The 21,407-nt window shown below is 65.6% G+C and carries 20 protein-coding genes and 1 tRNA gene; 4 read left to right on the top strand and 17 right to left on the bottom strand.

Features of this window, described 5'->3' with window-relative positions:
- Position 1: 1 nt before the first annotated feature.
- On the bottom strand, positions 2-1,753 hold the full coding sequence (locus tag HWX76_RS16415) for an acyl-CoA dehydrogenase family protein (protein ID WP_176016041.1): 1,752 nt from the start codon (positions 1,751-1,753) through the stop codon (positions 2-4).
- Between the two features lie 174 nt (positions 1,754-1,927).
- Between HWX76_RS16415 and HWX76_RS16420 the strand changes: the two genes are divergently transcribed.
- Positions 1,928-2,830: a LysR family transcriptional regulator gene (locus tag HWX76_RS16420; RefSeq protein ID WP_050013031.1), complete on the top strand. Its 903-nt coding sequence runs from the start codon at positions 1,928-1,930 to the stop codon at positions 2,828-2,830.
- 98 nt (positions 2,831-2,928) lie between these two features.
- Positions 2,929-3,003: transfer RNA gene (locus HWX76_RS16425), tRNA-Val, on the top strand.
- Between the two features lie 45 nt (positions 3,004-3,048).
- On the opposite strand, the gene HWX76_RS16430 is transcribed toward HWX76_RS16425, so the two are convergent.
- The 4 genes from HWX76_RS16430 to HWX76_RS16445 all read right to left on the bottom strand — a co-directional run bounded on the left by HWX76_RS16430 (position 3,049) and on the right by HWX76_RS16445 (position 5,687).
- Positions 3,049-3,471: a helix-turn-helix domain-containing protein gene (locus tag HWX76_RS16430; protein WP_244137976.1), complete on the bottom strand. Its 423-nt coding sequence runs from the start codon at positions 3,469-3,471 to the stop codon at positions 3,049-3,051.
- 42 nt (positions 3,472-3,513) lie between these two features.
- On the bottom strand, positions 3,514-3,768 hold the full coding sequence (locus HWX76_RS16435; RefSeq protein WP_176016043.1) for a hypothetical protein: 255 nt from the start codon (positions 3,766-3,768) through the stop codon (positions 3,514-3,516).
- A 306-nt stretch (positions 3,769-4,074) separates the two neighbouring features.
- The gene (locus tag HWX76_RS16440) at positions 4,075-4,800 is read right to left on the bottom strand and encodes a hypothetical protein (RefSeq protein WP_176016044.1); all 726 of its coding nucleotides are present in this window, start codon (positions 4,798-4,800) and stop codon (positions 4,075-4,077) included.
- A gap of 89 nt (positions 4,801-4,889) precedes the next feature.
- Complete coding sequence (locus tag HWX76_RS16445; protein ID WP_176016045.1) at positions 4,890-5,687, bottom strand: hypothetical protein; 798 nt, start codon at positions 5,685-5,687, stop codon at positions 4,890-4,892.
- A 164-nt stretch (positions 5,688-5,851) separates the two neighbouring features.
- On the opposite strand from HWX76_RS16445, the gene HWX76_RS16450 reads away from it, so the two are divergent.
- Positions 5,852-6,298 (top strand): hypothetical protein, encoded by a 447-nt coding sequence (locus tag HWX76_RS16450; RefSeq protein WP_176016046.1) that lies wholly within the window; start codon positions 5,852-5,854, stop codon positions 6,296-6,298.
- 503 nt (positions 6,299-6,801) lie between these two features.
- Here HWX76_RS16450 and HWX76_RS16455 read toward each other — a convergent pair.
- The 12 genes from HWX76_RS16455 to hutH all read right to left on the bottom strand — a co-directional run bounded on the left by HWX76_RS16455 (position 6,802) and on the right by hutH (position 20,274).
- A complete protein-coding gene (locus tag HWX76_RS16455) occupies positions 6,802-7,005 on the bottom strand; it encodes a hypothetical protein (protein ID WP_124557644.1) in 204 nt (67 codons plus the stop codon).
- Entirely contained in the window at positions 7,002-7,466 is a 465-nt protein-coding gene (locus HWX76_RS16460; RefSeq protein WP_176016047.1) for a hypothetical protein, read from the bottom strand. Before HWX76_RS16460 ends, HWX76_RS16455 begins: the two co-directional genes overlap by 4 nt.
- A 280-nt stretch (positions 7,467-7,746) precedes the next feature.
- Positions 7,747-9,132: an aspartate aminotransferase family protein gene (locus tag HWX76_RS16465; RefSeq protein WP_176016048.1), complete on the bottom strand. Its 1,386-nt coding sequence runs from the start codon at positions 9,130-9,132 to the stop codon at positions 7,747-7,749.
- Between the two features lie 28 nt (positions 9,133-9,160).
- Entirely contained in the window at positions 9,161-10,498 is a 1,338-nt protein-coding gene (locus HWX76_RS16470) for a glutamine synthetase family protein (protein ID WP_050017981.1), read from the bottom strand.
- A gap of 11 nt (positions 10,499-10,509) precedes the next feature.
- Positions 10,510-11,322: a gamma-glutamyl-gamma-aminobutyrate hydrolase family protein gene (locus tag HWX76_RS16475; protein WP_176016049.1), complete on the bottom strand. Its 813-nt coding sequence runs from the start codon at positions 11,320-11,322 to the stop codon at positions 10,510-10,512.
- Positions 11,323-12,054: 732 nt separating this feature from the next.
- Entirely contained in the window at positions 12,055-12,852 is a 798-nt protein-coding gene (hutG, locus tag HWX76_RS16480; RefSeq protein WP_176016050.1) for an N-formylglutamate deformylase, read from the bottom strand.
- 52 nt (positions 12,853-12,904) lie between these two features.
- Positions 12,905-14,281 carry a formimidoylglutamate deiminase gene (locus HWX76_RS16485; protein ID WP_050017984.1) on the bottom strand — a complete coding sequence of 459 codons (1,377 nt, stop codon included), beginning with the start codon at positions 14,279-14,281 and terminating at the stop codon, positions 12,905-12,907.
- A gap of 199 nt (positions 14,282-14,480) precedes the next feature.
- Positions 14,481-15,704, bottom strand: a complete 1,224-nt coding sequence (gene hutI, locus HWX76_RS16490; RefSeq protein WP_089488669.1) for an imidazolonepropionase — start codon at positions 15,702-15,704, stop codon at positions 14,481-14,483.
- 4 nt (positions 15,705-15,708) lie between these two features.
- On the bottom strand, positions 15,709-16,320 hold the full coding sequence (locus HWX76_RS16495; RefSeq protein WP_050017986.1) for a HutD family protein: 612 nt from the start codon (positions 16,318-16,320) through the stop codon (positions 15,709-15,711).
- A gap of 2 nt (positions 16,321-16,322) precedes the next feature.
- Entirely contained in the window at positions 16,323-18,011 is a 1,689-nt protein-coding gene (hutU, locus tag HWX76_RS16500; RefSeq protein ID WP_011549425.1) for a urocanate hydratase, read from the bottom strand.
- A gap of 39 nt (positions 18,012-18,050) precedes the next feature.
- Positions 18,051-18,746, bottom strand: coding sequence for a histidine utilization repressor (gene hutC, locus HWX76_RS16505; protein ID WP_050017987.1), 696 nt, complete (start codon positions 18,744-18,746; stop codon positions 18,051-18,053).
- Between the two features lie 4 nt (positions 18,747-18,750).
- Positions 18,751-20,274 (bottom strand): histidine ammonia-lyase, encoded by a 1,524-nt coding sequence (gene hutH, locus HWX76_RS16510; protein ID WP_050017988.1) that lies wholly within the window; start codon positions 20,272-20,274, stop codon positions 18,751-18,753.
- A gap of 212 nt (positions 20,275-20,486) precedes the next feature.
- Between hutH and HWX76_RS16515 the strand changes: the two genes are divergently transcribed.
- Complete coding sequence (locus HWX76_RS16515; RefSeq protein WP_089488606.1) at positions 20,487-21,407, top strand: glutamate/aspartate ABC transporter substrate-binding protein; 921 nt, start codon at positions 20,487-20,489, stop codon at positions 21,405-21,407.

Here is a 21,407-nt window from a genome sequence, read left to right on the forward strand (position 1 = left end):
CTCATCGTTCGACCTCCGGCAGCAGGTCGAGCGCCATGTCGAGCGGCACCGGCGTGCCACGCAGCAGCGCATCGGACGCGGCCGATTCATCGTCGAGCGATGCCGGCGCGAGCGGATCGACCGGCAGCAGCTTGTGCCGCACGATCAGGTGCGCGAGCGCGAGACGCCTGAAATCCGGCGCGAGCCGCGCGCCCTCGCAGGCCATCAGCACGGCCGCGCTCGCGTAATACAGCGCGGACGCGGCCTGCCGCACGCGCGCGTCGTCGCCTTTGTCGGCGACCCGCATGAGCGCATCGCACGCCCGCGCCAGAATGCGCCGCAGCGCCGTGCGGCTCGCGTCGGGCAGCGGCGCCGCGCCCAGACGATCGCCGAGGAACGTGCGCAGCGCGTCGAGCGCATGTTCGCGCTGCGCGGCGCGCGCGACGTCGAGCGCGACGATGTTGCTCGTGCCTTCCCAGATCGAGCCGAGGTGCGCGTCGCGCACGAGCCGTGCGTCGCTCCATTCCTCGATATAGCCGGTGCCACCGCGCACTTCCATCGCGTCGCCCGTCACGCGGCGCGCGTCGCGGCAGGCGCGGAACTTGATCAGCGGTGTCAGGATCCGCACGCAGCGCGCCGCCTGCTCGTCGCCCGCATCCGCGTGCGGCAGCAGCAATGCGATCTGCATGAACATCGCGCGCGCGGCCTCGGCCGGCAGCAGCATCTTCATCAGCTGGCGCTGCATCAGCGGCATCTCGATCAGCTTGCGGCCGAACGCGTCGCGATGCGCGGCGACGTGCAGCGCTTCGTTCAGCGCGCGCCGCATCAGCCCGGCCGCGCGCACGCCGTTCGACAGACGCGACATGTTGATCATGTCGGCCATCTGGTGAAAGCCGCGGCCGATCTCGCCGATCAGGTAGGCCTGCGCGCCTTCGAGCGTGATCTCGCCGCTCGCCATCGAACGGCTGCCGAGCTTGTCCTTCAGGCGCACGATCCGGTAGCGGTTGCGCGTGCCGTCCGGCAGCGTCTTCGGCAGCAGGAACAGCGCGAGACCCTTGATGCCGTCCGGCGCGCCGTCGGGCCGCGCGAGCACCATCGCGAGATCGGCGTCCGCGTTCGAACAGAACCACTTGTCGCCGGTCAGGCGCCAGACGGTCTCGCCGTGCGCGTCGGTTTCGCGGGTCGCGCGCGTCGCTATCCGGCCGACGTCGGAGCCCGCCGCCTGCTCGGTCATGAACATCGCGCCCTGATACAGCGTGTCGAAGTCGCGCGACGCGAGCCTCGGCAGGTAGCGCGCGACGAGCTCGGGATCGCCGAAGCGGCGCAGCGTGCGCGTCAGCGAATCGGTCATGCTGACCGGGCAGCACAATCCGAATTCCGCCTGCACGAACAGGAACGTCAGCGCGTACTTGACGAGCGGCGGCACCGCGTCGGGCTGATGGCTCAGCGACGCGAGCCCGAGTTCCGCATACGCGACACGTTCGAGCGCGACGTACGCCGGATCCTTGTCGATCCGCTGCACGGCCTCGCCGCGCCGGTTGCGATGCTCGAGCACGGGCGGATGCTTGTCCGCACGCGACGCCCATTCGTCGAGTTCGCCCGATACGCGCGCGCCGAGCGCGCGCAGCCGCGGCTCGAGTTCGGCATAGTGCGCGTCGCCGAGATGCAGCTTCAGCAACGCGCCGAGATCAAGATCGACGGTGAAGAAATTGAGACCCCGGCTGTCGGGGATATTGGATGCGCCGGGGTCCGGCGTGCGAGCGGTGTCGTTCATGCGTGCGTCTCCTGGATTGCCTGCGCAGGTGCCCGGGCCGCGTGCCGCAACGCCCGGCCGGTCCTGCGTCAAGCCTTCCGAAGAGCGTAGGCGTGCGGTCGATAAGCGTCCAATACAGGATTTATCCGGTACGATAGATATCGCTTATCGATGCCGACGCCGGGAGGAGACACCGTGGAACTGAGGCAGTTGCGCTACTTCGTGGCGGTCGCCGAGGAGCTGCATTTCGGGCGCGCGGCGAAGCGCCTGTTCATCTCGCAGCCGGCGCTGAGTTTCGACATCCGCAAGTTCGAGGACGCGCTCGGCGTGCAGCTCTTCTCGCGCACCAACAAGACCGTCGCGCTGACCAACGCGGGCGAGGTGCTGCTCGGCGAAGCGCGCCGGCTGCTGCTGCAGGCGACCGAAGCCGAGCGCCTGACGGTGCGCTCCGCATCGGGCCTCGCGGGCCGGCTGCGGATCGGCTTCGTCCACTCGATGCTGTATCGCGGGCTGCCCGATGCGGTGCGGCGCTTCGAGGCCGACTATCCGGGCGTCGAAGTCGTGCTGAGCGAGATGAACACGCACACGCAGGTGCAGGCGATCCAGCGCGGCCAGATCGATCTCGGCTATGCGCACTGGGGCCGCTTTCCGCCCGACGTCGAATCGGCGCCCGTCTATGCGGAGCCGTTCGTGTGCTGTCTGCCGGCCGCGCATCCGCTCGCGCGGCGCCGGCAGATCGCGCTCGCCGCGCTCGCGACGGAACCGTTCATCCTGTTTCCGCGCGACGCCGCGCCGCACTATCACGACCTGATCATCGCGCAGTGCGTGAACGCGGGATTCAGCCCGCTGATCCGCCACGAGGCCCGGCTGTGGCAGACGATCCTGTCGATGATCGAGTTCGGGATGGGCATCGCGCTGGTGCCGCGCGTGCTGCAGCAGGCGAAAAGCGACCGGCTCGCGTTCGTGCCGCTGAAGGACGCGTCGCTCGAATCGCGCACGCTCGCGCTGAAACGCAGCGGCACCGCCGAACCGGTCGCGCTGCGCTTTGCCGGCTACGTGCGCGCATCGATCGACGCGCTGCCGGCGCTCGCGGGCTGAGCATGCGGCCTGAGAACCGGTGCTTGCGGCTATTTGAAAAAATTTGCAGAAAGGGCTTTACGAACCCCAAAAGCTCTGACATAATTTGATTCTTCTTTGGGCGGTTAGCTCAGCGGTAGAGCACTGCCTTCACACGGCAGGGGTCACTGGTTCGATCCCAGTACCGCCCACCAAAGATTCGAAGGGCCGGCAATCGCCGGCCCTTCTTGCTTTCCGGGTCAGCACTTGGCGAAATGTTCGTTAAGTGTCCTCTCGCCCAACCGGATTGTTGGCACATTCTTGTCACACTTCTTCTTCGAGGTGTCTGGTGCCAAGCCGATCTTCACGAGTTCAAGCCGGCCAGCGCGCACCAAGTTGTAGACGGTCGCCCTCGAGACGCCCAATCGCTGTATCACATCGGCAACGCGATATAACCGGTCGGTGTGCAGCTGCGGCGTCACTGGCGCGGCGGGGTTCCGCTGCTCCTGTCGATGCGCCGGTGTCGGCGGCCGCTCGCGCAGCCGCGCCGCAACACGGCTCGCGATTCGATTCGCGAGCAGATCGAGCAAGTCGTCACACAGCACCAGGTCGCGGCCGGCGGCCACACCCGCCTTGAAAGTCTTCAATACGTAGGGCATGGCCCTTCCTTCGAGGTCGATCACGACAAACAGCGCCCCGCCCTTTCCGGCGAGGCGCGCACGTGTTCAGTCCCAGCCAATAGCCTTGTTGATCGCGATGTCGAGTTCGTCGGTTGCTGCCTCGGCCCGTTGCCAAAACCACTCAGCGCCTGGGACGGTATCGAGGACGATCTTCTGCTCGAGCGCACCGCGCAGCGCGTAGATGCACGTCCGGAGTTCGCCCTGCAGTGCATGGATTGTCGCGATGTCACGTGACGACACCGAAATTTGATCAGGAATACTACCGATATGGAAAGCGTTCGCGGAAACGTGGAACGTCATGATGGGCTCCGTATGCGATCGCATCGCCCCGCTGTCAAACGGGGTGGGCAGCGACAAGCGGAGTTGACAGACCGGGGCATACGGAACCCGGCAGGCCGAAGCATCTCCACTCGCGCCACCCATAGAAGATGCGTAATCTCAGACGAAGAAAACCACCACTGCGAGCGGTTTACCGCCCCATGCATTCGGGCTGTCAACGTTGTTTGGGTCGACGGGTTCAGCACAGGGCACGCGAAAGCAAAATTGCAACAAAATCAGTATGTTATGAAACCCTTTACGACATGTACAGGTCTGCTTGACATCGTGTTAGCGGCCGGTGAGACCTGACTGAAACGGCTCCTTCACGCCTACTAGAATCCGAATCGCCTTAGGCGGCACTTCATCATTGCGTACCGCCTGCATACGCGAAATGACGTGCACATTACTTAACAGGGCTACAAGTTGAAGCACCGCCGGCGGTGTTTCACCCGCTCCTGTATGGATTGGGTTGAGGTGAACAGACACGCCTGTCGGAATCTGCTTGAACATCGCTTGATAGACATCGGAATCACCGCATTGCCAGCCTGCATCGCGTAACACCTGAGCTATCTGCTGACCGAATTGCTTTCCGTCTGCGTCGCCCATCACCGAAACGATTTGCAAATGTTGCCCTTTGAACGGCATTGCAGCCGCAAGAATTGCGGAAGCTTGGCTCTTCGACAGAGTTCGCCACATCAATTGCGACTGCAGGCGCAGGTTTTCGGCAGTAAGTCGTGCCGTTTCTTTATCAAGTTGCGCTGCACGCAACACCGCATCCGCGGCGCCTTTACCCGCCTCCTTCGCTTTCTCGTTGGCAACGGCGATTTGGAGGCTGGCGTCCGACTGATACTTGGCTAACGCGCGATCCTTCCTCTCGGAGATCCTTTCGTTCAATTTGAACTGCATATAGCCCGAAACTATCGTCACAACAGTAAAGAAGGCAGCGAGCGCACCCGCCACGTAATAGACCTTGTTTACCCAATCGAGCAAACCTTCATCAGACACCCCCGGCATCAGTCGCACTCCCGTCGCTAATATGAATGTGTTACGTGCGGTATTTTCGCACGGCACTGAGCGCCCGCACTTGCGCAGCGCCTTTCCTTCTAAACTTGACTTACAACCATAGTCCAAATCTCTTTCGCTTGGGGCCACGCTTGAATCGCTGCAGCTGTTACGGAAAGCACCGTCAGTATGCCAAGAGCAATTTGAATATTGCGATTTGTCTTATGCCGTCGCTCCTCGTTTTCGTAATTGTGCAAAGCTGTCAGCGCGCGCGGATGCAATACGAACATCATGTCTCGGCGTTCGAGCAGCCCCTCGTCGGCAAGTGAACGGAGTACCAGGTCGTAATAGGCGTAGCGTCTGTCACGCCGTGGATGAAAGACCGAACGCATTCCGTGAAGGTGCGTAGCCAATGTGATCGCGCCAACGCCACCTCGCTGGCCTTCGATCTCCCTCGAAACAATGTGCTTCAGCACCGTCAATCGATCAACAGTCGTCGGTGATCGTCGGTTATACAACCGCTGCAGCAATCCATCTAACGCGACTACCAGCCGATAAATCCCGAACAAGTTGCGTAGCTCGAATTCCATCGGGGAAGTGGTGTAAAACTCGTGCAGGCTCAAGTAGTAGCGAAACTCGACGGTCGCACCTTCAATATGGCTCCACGGAATGGAGCACGATGCATCGTAACGATCTCCATCCCACCATAGCCCCTCAATGCCGTGCGAATTAACGCCGGACAACAGCAGGCCCCACGCCTGGCCACCAGCTTGACCCAAGATCTCCGCAAGGTAGTAGTCGCGAAGCACTGCATCGCTGTACCCGATGGCAATTCGATTCGGCGCCAAGCGGCTCGCGGTACGCGTCAATGCGCGGCGAAGAAAGAAATTGCGGAACATAGCGACCCCGGTGTTTTATTGAACGCCTTTCGGTGTCGCTACGTTATCACGCCGCGTGCCGCGTCAAAGCGTCGAGATAAAGCAACACGCTAGAATGCACTCACCAACAACAACGCAACGGGGGTGCTGTGATTCCAACTCGACGCTATGCATTTGCCGCGTGCGTGAGCGCGGCGATCGTCTTCTCGGCGCCCGCCGACGCGCAAGCAATCAACGCTCGTGCACGCCTCGTCACGACCTGGCAAGCAAAGGATCTCACGGGTAAATCGACGGCCGTAGAGCGCCTCGCTGCGCTCGAAGAAATGGACGAAGTTTACGACCGTCCCGGCGACAACTGCACGCAATTCATCGGGCCCGTCACCGTCGAGGGCATCCAGTTCACACCGAGCGGCGGCACCCTCGAAACGTTTCGATTCACTGACAAGAACGGAACCCAATGGTCCGTGCCAACGAACATCGGGCGCCTATCGAACGTCGACCGACAACGCGCGAACAGCCTCATCCGCGTCGGTAAGCGCTACCTCGTGCACATACAGGTGTGCGGCAGCGGCGGAATCGCAAGCCTGGTCAGCATGTACGACGCAGCCGTGAATTTCGGTCCAATTCGCTGACCTCGTTTGGTCAGGTGCCGGCTATCGCCTGCGACAGCCGGCACACATCACGGCATCGTGAACAGCAGCGGATTGCCGGCTGCCGCGAAGGGTTGGAAATGTGGCAAACAGTGAACGCGCCGCTTGGGCAATCGGTATTCGCTCGCAATACCGCATCGATGCCACTTTCGTATTCTGCCAGGCGACCGGCCTTTTTTCTTACTTGCACTCGCCCGACTCGGACAATGCCTATCTCTGCCGGAAGTCGAACGCCCCATTGCCGCACGGGTACAGCTGAAGGCCGTGTCCGACGCCTAGTTTGGACGGGGGCTGGCGCCGGCGATACGGAACCAATCGAAATGCTATGAAAGCAATTCGACGGGACAGAACTTTCCGTATCGTTCACATCTGAAGGTCGCGCTGGCACAGGCGCACTCCGCTATAGCCGGGATGCATCGGTGTCTTATCTCGACCGGCTCCGCATCTGTCCGACACGCTAAGGCGCACCGCCGACGTTCCCAGGACTAACGCTTGCGCCGTCGCGGATCGATGCCGTTTTGTTCGAGTAGCTTTCGCAGGCGGGCGTTATCGCCCCATAGCGTTGCGAACGCGATCAGCATCATGACGGTGGGGAACCATTCGCCGGTTCCGGCGATGATGGCCCAAGCGACGGCGAAACAGACTATCGCCGTGCCGATGAGAAGTAGGCGGTCGGCAATCCACTTCATCGCGCACCTCGGATCGCCGTGTTCATCTTCAACCCGAAATAGCTATGCGGGCCGGGCGCGAGAACCTCCGGATGCCGCAGGATTTGCGCCATGACGAGCGGATGAATCGCCAGCCCATAGCGTGTGCCCCATCGAGCGACTGCAAGCGACGTGTTCGCGTTGCCCTTGCCTGCGCCGCACGCCAATGTCGAATCGGTTGCGACCATCAGGCTACCGATGACCGCGCCCAGATAAGCGCTGCCAAGGATCGAGCCGACAACACCGACCTTTTCGACTAGCGTAGTCGCACCGAGCATTTCGCCCACCGTCGCGTCGGGGCCAAGCGCCTTTAGCGTCCCCATCATCGTACTGACAGCCGCAACCGACGTTTGTACCGTCGCGAAAAGCGTTGTCGGAACGGGCATATGCAGCGCGGTCATGTTCGTCTGGAAGGCTTCAAAGAAGCTCGGGCATGTCGGCATGGGTAGCTCCCCGGATCAAGCGCATGATTTTCGCATACCTGCCACGTCGGCCTACCTGTCACCGTTGACAGGCAATTCACTAGACCAGCGGCAGTTTGTTCATTGGCGCTACGAAAGAACGAGCCCGATTCGCCTTTTACCTGCGACGGCGCCCACCAAAGAATTCAAGGGCCTGCGTCTCACGACGCAGGCCCTTTTCGTTTTGGCGGCGCGCGTGTCCGCCCCGATACGGGCGCCGCGTCATTCGACGCCGCGCCTTCCGCACGCAGGTGTGCCGTGCTTACCGCACGCGCCCCACCCGCTCCGCCGTCGCATCGAATGCGCGCTTCGCCTTGTCGACGATCTCGTCTACCTCCGCCTCGCGGATCACGAGCGGCGGCGACAGCAGCATCCGGTCGCCGGTCGCGCGCATGATCAGGTTGCCGTTGAAGCAGAAGTCGCGGCAGATCGTGCCGATATCGACACTCGCATCGAACCGCTCACGATCGCGCGCAAGCTGAACGCCAGCAACCAACCCGCTCCCCGCGATCTCGCCGACGATCGGATGGTCGCCCAGCGCGTCGCGCAGCCGGCGCTGGAAATACGGCCCGATATCGGTCTTCACGCGCTCGACGATCCCCTCGTCGCGCAGCAGCTTCAGGTTCGCGACCGCGACGGCCGCCGCCACCGGATGGCCCGAATACGTGAGGCCGTGATTGAATTCGCCGTTATCGATGATCGGGCGCGCGACGCGCTCATGAATGCCCACCGCCCCCATCGGCACATAGCCCGACGTCAGGCCCTTCGCCATCGTGATCAGGTCCGGCTCGAAGCCGAAGTGCTGGTGCGCGAACCATTCGCCGGTGCGCCCGAACCCGCCGATCACTTCGTCGGCGACGAGCAGGATGTCGTACTTGCGGCAGATCCGCTGGATTTCCGGCCAGTACGTCGACGGCGGGAAGATCACGCCGCCCGCGCCCTGGAACGGCTCGCCGATGAATGCCGCGACGTTCTCCGCGCCGAGTTCGAGGATCTTCGCTTCGAGCTGCTGCGCGCGTGCGAGGCCGAATGCTTCGGGCGTCTCGCCCGGCTGCGCCTCGCCGAAGAAATACGGCTGGTCGATATGCACGATGTGCTCCACCTTCGACGGCATCTGCTCGTGCATGTAGCCCATCCCGCCGAGCGTGCCGCCCGCGATCGTCGAGCCGTGATAGCCGTTCTTGCGCGAGATCACGTATTTCTTCTGCGGCTTGCCCTGCACGCGCCAGTACTGGTGCACGAGACGCAGCACGGTGTCGTTGCCTTCCGAGCCGCTGTTGCAATAGAAGAAGTGGTTGAAGCCGGCGGGCGTCACTTCGGCCAGCATCGCCGACAGTTCGATCACCGGCGGATGCGTGGTTTTGAAGAACGTGTTGTAGAACGGCAGCTCCTGGATCTGGCGATACGCGGCGTCGGCGAGTTCCTTGCGGCCGTAGCCGACGTTCACGCACCACAGGCCAGCCATCCCGTCGATCACCTTGTTGCCGTCCGAGTCCCACAGGTAGACACCGTCGGCCTTCACGATCACGCGGCTGCCGGCGCGGTTGAGCGCGCCCATGTCGGAGAACGGGTGGATGTGGTGCGCGGCGTCGAGCGCACGAAAATCGGCGGTCGAGTACTGCGGAAAAGCGTCGTTTCGATCGGTCATGTTTTCTCCGTCAAACAGCGCCGCACGCCTACACGTGCAGCAGCAAATGCCTGCGTTCCCACGAGCTGATCACGCGGAAAAACGCTTCGTATTCGGTTTCCTTCAATGCCAGGTAGGCCTTCACGAACTTGTCGCCGAGGATGCCGGCGAGCGGCTCGCACGCGGCCATCAGCGAGATGCCTTCCTCGAGGTTGCGCGGCAGCTGATACGGCAGATCGTAGCCGTCCGATGCGATCGGCTCGGTCGGCGCGAGCTGTTGCGTCATGCCGAGATAGCCGGCAGCGAGCGTCGCCGCGAACGCAAGGTACGGGTTGCAGTCGACGCCCGGTATCCGGTTCTCGATGCGACGCGCGACGGGGCTCGACTGCGGGATGCGAAAACCCACCGTACGGTTGTCGTAGCCCCATTGCACGTTGATCGGCGCGGCCATGAAGCGCGACAGGCGACGGTACGAATTGATGTACGGCGCGAAGATCGGCATCAGCGCCGGCGTGTACTTCTGCAGCCCCGCCAGATAGCTGTGGAACAGCGGCGACACGGCGCCGTTTTCGTCGGCGAACAGGTTACGCCCGGTGCGTATGTCCGCGAGGCTCTGATGAATGTGCATCGCGGACCCGGGCTCGTTTTCCATCGGCTTGGCCATGAACGTCGCATACATGTTGTGACGCAATGCAGCCTCGCGCACCGTGCGCTTGAACAGAAACACCTGGTCGGCCAGCGACAGCGCGTCGCCGTGCATGAAATTGATCTCCATCTGCGCGGCGCCGACTTCATGGATCAGCGTCTCGATATCGAGGCCCTGCATTTCGCAGTACTCGTAGATGTCCTCGAACAGCGGATCGAACTCGTTGACGGCCTCGATCGAATACGACTGGCGACCCGTTTCCGCCCGCCCCGTGCGGCCGACGGGCGGCCGCAGCGGCAAGTCGGGATCGGCGTTCATGTCGACCAGATAAAACTCGAGTTCCGGCGCGACGACGGGCTTCCAGCCCTTCGCCTCGTACAGGTCGAGCACGTGGCGCAGCACGTAGCGCGGCGAGATTTCGACCGGCGAGCCGTCGAAGTGCACGCAGTCGTGGATCACTTGCGCGGTCGGATCGACTGCCCACGGGATCAGGCAGATCGTCGACGGATCGGGCACGCACACCATGTCGGGATCGGTCACGCCGGTCAGCGTGCCGTCCTCCGGATAGTCGCCGGTGACGGTCTGCACCATCACGGCCTGCGGCAGGCGCATCGATTCGCCGGATTCGAATTTGTTGCGCGGAATGATCTTGCCGCGCGCGATGCCGGCCATGTCGGGAATGATCGCCTCGACTTCGGTGATGCGGTGCTGTCGCAGGAATTCGCTCAGTTCGGGTTGCATGATCGGCCTCGTTAGTCGATGTCGATATCGGATGCGGCCGGCGATGGCGTCGCGCCGCCGCCCGCACGAAGGCGATGCGTCATCCGCGCGCGGCACGCCGCGCCGAATGCCGCGAAGATGTCGCGCGACAGCGGCTGCTCCGCGTAGCGCCATTCGGGATGCCACTGCACGCCGAGCGCGAACGCACGCGCACCGCGCACGCTGACGGCTTCGACCAGCCCGTCGGGCGCGCTCGCTTCGACGGCGAGCCCCGCGCCCAGGCGCGCGAGGCCCTGGTCGTGCAGCGAATTGACCTTCGCCTCTTGCGCGCCGCGCGCGATCCGCTGCAGCAGGCCGCCCGGCGTGAGCTGCACGACATGCGCGGGACCGTACTGCCGTTCGAGCGGATCGTCCGGTCGTTCGCGGTGGTCGTCGAAGCCGGTCGTCGCATGCAGCCGCTGATGCAGCGTGCCGCCGTACGCGACGTTCAGCTCCTGCATGCCGCGGCAGACGGCGAGCACGGGCACGCCCGCGTCGATCGCCGCGCGGATCAGCGGCAGCGCGGTCGCATCGCGCGCCGGATCGTGCAGCGTGTCGGGTACGCTCGCAGCGCCGCCGTAATGATGCGGTTCGACGTTCGAATAGCTGCCGGTCAGCAGCAGTCCGTCGATTGCCGCGACGATCGCGTCGGCCGGCTGCCGCGCGCCGAGCGCGGGCAAGACGAACGCGAGCGCGCCGGCGCCGTCGACGATGGCGGCGAGGTACTTCTCGCCCGCCGTGTGGTTCGGATGGGCGCCGCGCAGGATGCGGTCGGCGGTGACGGCTACGATCGGGCGTTCACGCATCGACGTCTCTCCGGTAAGGGCGCGCGACACGCTTGCGCGCGCAACGATCCAGGTTCACGGGTACGTCGCACGCGCGTGCGATCGCGCGGCGCAGGCGCGATCCTGCCGCACGGATGCTGCGGCAACGGGCGATGCGTCCCGGAACGGAAGCGAAAACGGAAGCGGAAACGGACGCTAGGGCAACAACGATGCGCTGCCGTCGCACTGCACCGCGCTCGACAGGTGCGCGGTCGCGAGATTGAAGCGGCGCGGGCCGCGATGGGAAATGGCGAAGAAGCGAGGCTCGCGTAACGGGGTGGCGCGCGTGCCGCGATCAGCATGCCGGTTCGGCCCGGCCTGAGGCGGCGCGCCCGCCGACGGACTTCGCGTCCGGCGTATCGAAGGGCTGGCGGCTTTCACGATCGTACTCGACTGACTGATGGAGACAGGACACGTGTCGCTATGCCGCGTGGCGACACGTCAGCAAGATGTCTCGCAGCGGATGCCGGCGCTGTCCGGCCATCGTCGATGGCCTCGCCGCCGGTACGCGCGTGACGACTTCCTGACATTCAGCTTATATCACCTAAAAATTGCGTCAAATTTTCAGGTGCCGATGACGCCATCGGTCAGACGAAAAAAACGGCATCGATCGCGCGGATCGATGCCGTTTTGTGCATTGCATCGGCTCGCCTGCCATGTGCCGACGGGGCGGAACGCACTGCCCGCCGCGCTGCCGCATGCATGCGGCCCTGCTCAGCGATGCGCGAGCGCCGTTTCGACGAGCGTCTGCAGCAGCGGCACGATCCGCGCTGCACGCGCTTCGTCGTACGCGTACGGACGCGTCTCCTCCATGTAGGTGATCTGCGACAGCTCGAGCTGCACGGCCTCGACACCGGTATCGGGCACGCCATAGTGACGCGTGATGTAGCCGCCCTTGAAGCGCCCGTTCGCGACGGCCGTGTAGCCGCCGTGCGCGAGCACGCGCGCGGCGAGCGCCTCCGCGAGACCGGGCGCCGCACTCGCGCCGCTCGACGTGCCGAAGTTGAAGTCCGGCAGGCGGCCGTCGAAGAAACGCGGCACGTGCGAGCGGATCGAATGCGCTTCCCACACGAGCACGCGGCCGTGTTCGCCCTTCAGGCGCGCGATCTCGCGTTGCAGCGCGTCGTGATACGGCAGCCAGTAACGGTCGCGGCGACGCATGATCTCGTCGTTGCCGGGCAGCGCGTTGGCCGGATACAGCGGCGCCTTGTCGAACGTATCGACCGGCACGAGCCCCGTCGTGTCCTGCCCCGGATACAGGTTCTCGTTGTCGGGCGGACGGTTCAGGTCGACGACGTAACGCGCATGCGACGGCACGAGGATCGATGCGCCGAAATCGGCCGCGAAGCCGTACAGCCGCTCCAGATGCCAGTCGCAATCGTCGACGAAGCGCGCGTCGGGCGTCATCGTCGCTGCGATGTCGTCGGGGATGTGCGTGCCCGCATGCGGAATCGAGATCAGCAGCGGCAGCGTGCCCTGCTTCAGCGTGAATACAGCCGGTTGTTCAGTCATGTCGCCTCACCGTAAGAGTCGGCCGGCGCACCGTGCGCCGGGTGTCGCGCGTTCAGCGCAGCAGTTGCGCCAGCGCGGCGCGGTAGTCGGCATACGCGGCGGCTTCGTCGCGATGGCGGCGGCCGCTCACGACGCGCTCGCCGCCCGTGTAGACGTCGAGCACCGGCGTCTCGCCATGTTCGGCGAACACGATGCCCGACAGCCATGCCGTGCTGTCGTGTTCGGCGATCGCCGGATGATCGGGATCGAGCACGAGCCAGTCGGCGCGACAGCCTGCGCGCAGCGCACCGATGCGTCGCCCGCTTGCCTGCGCCCCGCCCGCGAGCGACGCATCGAACAGGCGATCGGCGACGTGCGCCTGCGACTCGCTCGCCAGCACGTTGCGCGCGCGGTGCACGAGCCGCTGCCCGTATTCGAGCAGGCGCAGCTCCGAGCGCCACTCGACCGACGCGTGGCTGTCCGAGCCGACGCCGATCACGCCGCCCTGCGCGAGATAGTCGACGGCCGGAAACACGCCGTCGCCGAGGTTCGCTTCGGTCGTCAGGCACAACCCGGCGACCGCGCGACGCTTCGCGAGCGCCGCCGTCTCGGCCGCATCGACGTGCGTCGCGTGCACGAGGCACCAGCGCGCGTCGACGTCGAAACGATCGAGCAGCCATTGGACCGGGCGTGCGCCGTACGCGCGCACGCAGTCGTCGACTTCGGCCGTCTGCTCGGCGATGTGGATGTGCACCGGCGCATCGCCGGGCAGCCCGTCGAGCAGCACACGCAGCCCGCTCTCGGACACCGCGCGCAGCGAATGCGGCGCGACGCCGTAGCGCAGGCCGCCATGCTCGGGCACCGCGCGACGCATCGCGTCGAGCAGTTCGAGCACGCCGTCGGGCGTGTTGATGAAGCGGCGCTGGTCGTCGCGCGGCGGCTTGTTGCCGAAGCCGGCGAACTGGTACGACACGGGCAGCATCGTGATGCCGATGCCGGCCGCGCGCGCGGCATCGACCACGCGCGTGCCGAGCTCCGCGATCTGCGGATAGCGCGAGCCGTCCTGCGCGTGATGCACGTAGTGGAATTCGCACACCGACGTGTAGCCGCACTTGAGCATCTCGACATACAGCCAGCGTGCAATCGCCGCGAGCGCGTCGGGCGTGATCTTCAGCGCGAAGCGGTACATCAGGTCGCGCCAGCTCCAGAAACTGTCGGCAGGATTCGCGCGGTATTCGGTGAGCCCCGCCATCGCGCGCTGGAACGCGTGCGAATGCAGGTTCGGCATGCCGGGCAGCACCGGCCCGGCCGCGCGCGCGACGCCGGCCGGTGCGTCGGTGTCGGGCGTCACGTCGGTCAGCGTGCCGGCCGCGTCCCAGCGCAGCAGCACGTTGCGGCGCCAGCCATCGGGCAGGTAGGCATGGTCCGCGAACAACAGGGTGTCGGTCATTGCGTGTCCTCATCGACCGGATCGAGCGCTTGAGCATCTCGTCCGGCCCGGTGCCGCGGCCGGCAGGCGCGAGCGCGTCGCGCCAGCGCCGGCCTCGCGGCGATCGACCGGAGTGCGCCGTTGCGCGCCGGGTCCGGTCCCCTGCAAAGCGTCGCCCGGATCCGGTACGTCACGTACCGAACCCGGTCCGTCGCAAAAACTATCCGTTCATCCTGCGAAACACGGTCGTGCCGCCGCGTACGACCTGCTCGCACAGCGGCCGGCCGATCCAGTACGCCAGCTCGGCCAGCGAACCGACCGACCACGCGGCGAAATCGGCCTGGCGACCGACCTCGAGCGCGCCGTGGCGATCCGCGCGGCCGAGCGCCGCGGCCGCATGGCGGGTGACGCCCTGCAGCACCTCGGGCACCGTCATGCGGAACAGCGTGCAGCCCATGTTCAGCGTCAGCAGCAGCGATTCGAGCGGCGACGTGCCCGGGTTGTGATCGGTCGCGAGCGCGATCGGCACGCCGTGCTTGCGCAGCAGCTCGATCGGCGGCAGTTGCGTTTCGCGGATGAAGTAGTACGCGCCGGGCAGCAGCACGGCGACCGTGCCGGCCGCCTTCATCGCCTCGATGCCGGCTTCGTCGAGAAATTCGAGGTGGTCCGCGGACAGCGCGCGGTAACGCGCGGCGAGCGCCGTGCCACCCGCATTCGACAGTTGCTCCGCATGCAGCTTCACCGGCAGCCCGCGCCGCGTCGCGGCCTCGAACACGCGTTCGGTCTGCGCGAGCGAAAAGCCGATGCGTTCGCAGAACACGTCGACCGCGTCGACGAGCCCTTCGTCGGCCAGCGTCGGCAGCATCCGGTCGCACACTTCGTCGATGTAGTCGTCCGCGCGGCCCGCGTATTCCGGCGGCAGCGCATGCGCACCGAGGAAGGTCGTATAGACGCTGACCGGGAAGCGTTCGCCGAGCTGGCGCGCGACGCGCAGCATCTTGCGCTCGCTCGCGAGGTCGAGCCCGTAGCCGGACTTGATCTCGATCGCGGTCACGCCTTCGGCGAGCAGCGGCTGCAGGCGCGCGGCGGCCTGCACGAACAGCGCTGTCTCGTCGGCCGCGCGCGTCGCGCGCACCGTCGACACGATCCCGCCGCCCTGCCGCGCGATTTCCTCGTAGCTGACGCCCGCGAGGCGCTGCGCGAATTCGTCGGCGCGCGTGCCGCCGTACACGAGGTGCGTATGGCAGTCGACGAGGCCCGGCGTCACCCACGCGCCGTGCAGGTCCTCGCGCCGCCAGTGCGCATAACCGTGCGGCAGCGCGGACAATGCGCCGAGCCACGCGATCGTGCCGGTTTCGTCGACGGCGATCGCCGCGTCGTCGATCGTCTCGTCGGGATGGCCGTGCGGACACAGCCTCAGGTGATGCCAGACAGTCGGTTTCATGCGTTCAGTCTCGTTCGCCGACGGCGAGCGATACGGCAAGCAGCGCGCCGCTTCCGCTCACGACGACGTCAAACGCACGCCGCGGCCCGTCGAGCCGCAGCGTGTCCATTTCCTGCAGCGCGTAGTGCGCGCCGTCGATCTCGACACCGACCGCGCCGGTCGCGCAGAACAGCAGCACGGTATCGGCGCGCTCGATGCGGTGCGTGCCCTCGGGCCATACGTCGACCGACCCGCGCGCGGCCGAACGGCGCGTCATCAGGTTGAAGTCGCGCGTCGCGCCGTCGTGCAGCATCGCGTCGATCGCCGTCTCGCCCGCAAAATCCGCACGGGCCAGCGGTGCATCGAGCACGTGCCGCGTGCCGCCCGCTTCGGCGAGCGTCATGCCCGCGCCGGACAGCAGCACGAGCGTGCGGTCGACGCCGTCGAAACGCGAGAACGGCCCGGCCGTGCCGACGTCCGCGACGCTCACGCGCCACGCGAACGCATCGAGTGCCGCGCCGGGCGGGAACGCGCCGATCTCGCGCGTCACGCCGCCGCCGTTCTTCCACGGCGACGCGACGAGATCCGCCGCGCGGATCGTCGTCACGTTCACCGGCGCCTGGTCGAGCGCCGTCATGCTCAGCGGCCGAGCATCGGCAGCTTCAGGCCGGCTTCGCGGGCCGTCTGCTGCGCGAGTTCGTAACCGGCATCCGCATGGCGCATCACGCCCGTCGCCGGATCGTTCAGCAGCACGCGACCGAGACGCTCGTGCGCGTCGGCGGTGCCGTCGGCGACGATCACGACGCCCGAGTGCTGCGAGAAGCCCATCCCGACGCCGCCGCCATGGTGCAGCGACACCCACGATGCGCCGCCTGCCGTGTTCAGCAGTGCGTTCAGCAGCGGCCAGTCGCTGACGGCGTCCGAACCGTCCTTCATCGATTCCGTTTCGCGGTTCGGGCTCGCGACCGAACCCGTGTCGAGGTGGTCGCGGCCGATCACGATCGGCGCCTTCAGTTCGCCGTTCTTCACCATCTCGTTGAACGCCTGGCCGAGGCGGTAGCGATCCTTCACGCCGACCCAGCAGATCCGTGCCGGCAGGCCCTGGAACGCGATGCGCTCACGCGCCATGTCGAGCCAGTTGTGCAGGTGCGGATCGTCGGGGATCAGCTCCTTCACCTTCTGGTCGGTCTTGTAGATGTCTTCCGGATCGCCGGACAGCGCGACCCAGCGGAACGGGCCCTTGCCTTCGCAGAACAGCGGGCGGATATACGCCGGCACGAAGCCCGGGAAGTCGAATGCGTTCTCGACGCCCATTTCCAGCGCCATCTGGCGGATGTTGTTGCCGTAGTCGAGCGTCGCCGCGCCGCGTTCCTGCAGCGCGAGCATCGCGCGCACCTGGACGGCCATCGACTGCTTCGCGACCTTCACGATGCTTTGCGGATCGACCTTCTGCGCCTCGCGCCATTGCGCGACGGTCCAGCCTTGCGGCAGGTAGCCGTTGATCGGGTCGTGCGCGCTCGTCTGGTCGGTCACGCAGTCCGGCGTGATGCCGCGCGTGACGAGTTCCGCGAACACGTCGGCCGCGTTGCCGAGCAGGCCGATCGACACCGGCTTGCCGGTGCGCTTCGCTTCGTCGATCATGCCGAGCGCTTCGTCGAGCGTCGTCGCCTTCTTGTCGACGTAGCGCGTCTTCAGGCGGAAGTCGATGCGCGTCTCGTCGCATTCGACCGCGATCATCGAGAAGCCGGCCATCGTCGCGGCGAGCGGCTGCGCGCCGCCCATCCCGCCCAGGCCGCCCGTCAGGATCCAGCGGCCCGACGGATCGCCGTTGAAGTGCTGGTTCGCGACCGAGAAGAACGTTTCATAGGTGCCCTGCACGATGCCCTGGCTGCCGATGTAGATCCAGCTGCCGGCCGTCATCTGGCCGTACATCATCAGGCCCTTGCGGTCGAGCTCGTGGAAGTGATCCCAGTTCGCCCAGTGCGGCACCAGGTTCGAGTTCGCGAGCAGCACGCGCGGCGCATCCTTGTGCGTGCGGAACACGCCGACCGGCTTGCCCGATTGAATCAGCAGCGTTTCGTTTTCCTCGAGATCCTTCAGCGACGCGAGGATCTGGTCGTAGCATTCCCAGTTGCGCGCCGCACGGCCGATGCCGCCGTACACGACGAGCGCATGCGGATGCTCGGCGACTTCCGGGTCGAGGTTGTTCTGGATCATCCGGTAGGCCGCTTCGGCCAGCCAGGTCTTGCAGGTCTTTTCGCTGCCGCGCGGCGCGCGGATCGTGCGCGTCGGATCGAGACGGGGATCGATGTGTTTCGGATGGTTCATGACGACTGCTCCCGAAGGAAATGGAAGATCAATAAGGAATCAGAAATGCCCGGTGAAGCGATAACGGCTGCCGGGATGCCACAAATTCGCCACCGAGGCGACGACGCCCTGCGACCAGGTGCGCCGATGTAAAACCAGACACGGTTCGACGTCGTCCATCCGCAGCTGCTCGCGCCGCTCCGGCGCCGGGGCCGCCGCTTCGATCCGGTACTCGACGCGCTGCAGCGGCGCCGCGCGCATCAGGTACAGGTTCGGCGTCGTGTTCGTGAAATCCTGCTCGGCGTAATCCGGCGCGACCGCCGGATTCACCCATCGTTCTTCGAGCTGCACCGGCTCGTCGTTCTCGAAGTGCAGCACCTGCGAATGAAACAGCTTCGTGCGCACGGCCACCTGCATCTCGTCGGCAAGCGCATCGTCGGCGCGGATCGTGTCGAGCCCGAGCACGCTCGCGCGGTACGCATGCCCGCGTGCGCCCACCTCTTCCGAGATGCTGCGGATCGCGACCAGCGTCGACTCGTACTTCGGCCGCGCGACGTAGGTGCCCGCGCCCTTCATGCGCGTGAGCACCTGCTCGGCCGTCAACTCGCGCACCGCGCGGTTGACGGTCATGCGCGCGACCTTGAACTCGCGTGCCAGTTCGTTCTCGGACGGCACCTGATCGCCCTCCGCCCACTCGCCGGCGTGAATGCGGCCCAGGATGAAATCCTTGATCTCCTGGTAGACCGGCGCACTCATCGGCTTACTGTTCCGATGCGAACGAGAACGGCGCGACCTTCGCGAACGCGCGCTCGCCGACCAGCTTCGCGATCACCGCGATGTCCGGTGCGAAGTAGTGATCGAGCTCGTAGTGCGCAACCTTGCCGCGGATCGTCTCCATCACCGGCGCGAGCTTCGGGCTCGTGTGGTACGGCGCACGCAGGTCGACGCCCTGGGCGGCGGCCAGCAGTTCGATCGCAAGGATGTGCTTCGTGTTGTCCGCGATGTCGGCGAGCTTGCGCGCGGCGAACGTCGCCATCGACACGTGGTCTTCCTGGTTCGCGGAAGTCGGCAGCGAGTCGACCGACGCCGGGTGCGCGAGCGTCTTGTTCTCCGATGCGAGAGCGGCCGCCGTCACGTGCGCGATCATGAAGCCGGAGTTCACGCCGCCGTCCTTCACGAGGAACGGGGGCAGGCCCGACAGCGTCGCGTCGATCAGCAGCGCGATGCGGCGCTCGGCCAGCGCGCCGATTTCCGCCGCGGCGAGCGCGAGGTTGTCGGCCGCGAACGCGACGGGCTCGGCATGGAAGTTGCCGCCCGACAGCACTTCGCCGGTATCCGGGAAGATCAGCGGGTTGTCCGACACGGCGTTCGCTTCGACCAGCAGCACGTCGGCCGCATGACGCATCTGGTCGAGGCACGCGCCCATCACCTGCGGCTGGCAGCGCAGGCTGTACGGATCCTGCACCTTGTCGCAGTCGCGGTGCGACTGGTTGATCGGCGAACCTTCGAGCAGTTCGCGGTACGACGCGGCCGCGTCGATCTGGCCTTGATGGCCGCGCAGTTCGTGGATGCGCGCGTCGAACGGCTTCACCGAGCCGGCTGCCGCGTCGACCGACAGCGCGCCGGCGACGAGCGCGGTGCGGTACAGGTCTTCGATCGCGAACATGTTGTCGAGCGCGAGTGCGGTCGATGCCTGCGTGCCATTCAGGAGCGCGAGGCCTTCCTTCGCCTGCAGCGTCAGCGGCGCGAGGCCGGCGACGCGCAGACCGTCGAGCGCGCTCGCGCGTTCGCCGCGGATGAACACTTCGCCGACGCCGAGCAGCACGGCCGACATGTGCGCGAGCGGCGCGAGGTCGCCCGAGGCGCCGACCGAACCCTTCACCGGGATCAGCGGCAGCACGTCCGCATTGAACAGCGTGATCAGCGCGTCCATCACTTCGCGACGGATGCCCGAGTGGCCGCGGCCGAGGCTCGACAGCTTCAGCGCCATCAGCAGACGCACCGACGAGCGCGCCATCGGCTCGCCTACGCCGACCGCGTGCGACAGCACCAGGTTCTTCTGCAGCAGTTCGAGCTGGTCGTGCGGGATGTGGGTGCTCGCCAGACGGCCGAAACCCGTGTTGATGCCGTAGGCCGGCTCGCCCTTCGCGGCGATGTCGGCGACGGCCTTCGCGCCCGCGTCGATCTTCGCGAAGCTGGCCGGGTCGAGTTTCAGTTGCACGGATTCGCGTGCGATCCGGCGCAGTTGCGGGAGGGTCAGATGGCCGGGGGTCAACGTAATCATGTGAGCAATCCTGTCTAGACAAGTTCGGAATGGATTGAAGTGTAGCCATCGGAACTTGTCTAGACAACCCGTTTTTCATAATTCCGGCTCGGGAGTTTCCCTGATGTCCGCCACGCGCCGCCGGCTCGGCCGGTTGGGGTCGCTATTTAACATATGTTGCTTTTATTTTTTATTTGGCAACATGTGGATCCTCATTCGCCACGGAGACCGTCATGCCCTTCCCGTCACGATTCGCCGCCGGCATCGGCCGCCCCCTGCTCGTCGCCGCGTGCGCACTCGCGTGCGGCGCGTCCGTCGCCGCCGAGCCGCTGTCCGGCACGCTCGAGAAGATCCGGCAGTCCAACCTGATTTCGATCGGCCATCGCGAAACGTCGGTGCCGTTCTCCTATGTCGATGCGAGTGGCAAGGTCATCGGCTTCTCGCAGGACCTGTGCGACCGCGTGATCGCCGCGGTGAAGGCGCGCACCGGCAAGCCCGACCTGCAGGTGCGCTTCATTCCGGTCACGTCGCAGAACCGCATTCCGCTCGTGCAGAACGGCACCGTCGATCTCGAATGCGGCGTGACGACCAATCTCGCCGCGCGCCATGCGCAGGTCGCGTTCTCGACCACCTTCTTCGTCGCGACGACGCGCCTGCTCACGCGCACGAGCTCGGGCATCCGCGACTTCCCCGATCTCGCCGGCAAGACGGTCGTGACGAACCAGGGCACGACGTCCGAACGCCTGCTGCGCAAGATGAACGAGGAAAAGAAGATGGGTATGCAGATCATCAGCGCGAAGGACTATGGCGAAGGACGTCTCACGCTCGAATCGGGCCGCTCGGCCGCGTACATGATGGACGACGTGCTGCTCGCGGGCGTGCGCCAGCTCGCCGCGAAGCCGGCCGACTGGCAGCTCGTCGGCACGCCGCAATCGTCGGAAGCCTACGGATTCATGCTGCGCAAGGACGATCCGCAGTTCAAGGCCCTCGTCGACGGCGTGCTCGTGCAGCTGATGAAAAGCGGCGAGATCAATGCGCTGTACGACAAATGGTTCATGAAGCCGGTGCCGCCGAAGGGGCTGTCGTTCGACTTCCCGATGAGCGACGTGATCAAGGCGCGCTACGCGGCGCCGAACGACGCACCGCTCGAGTAA

The sequence above is a fragment of the Burkholderia sp. BCC0398 genome (assembly GCF_902833245.1).
In the GTDB taxonomy this organism is placed as follows: domain Bacteria; phylum Pseudomonadota; class Gammaproteobacteria; order Burkholderiales; family Burkholderiaceae; genus Burkholderia; species Burkholderia sola.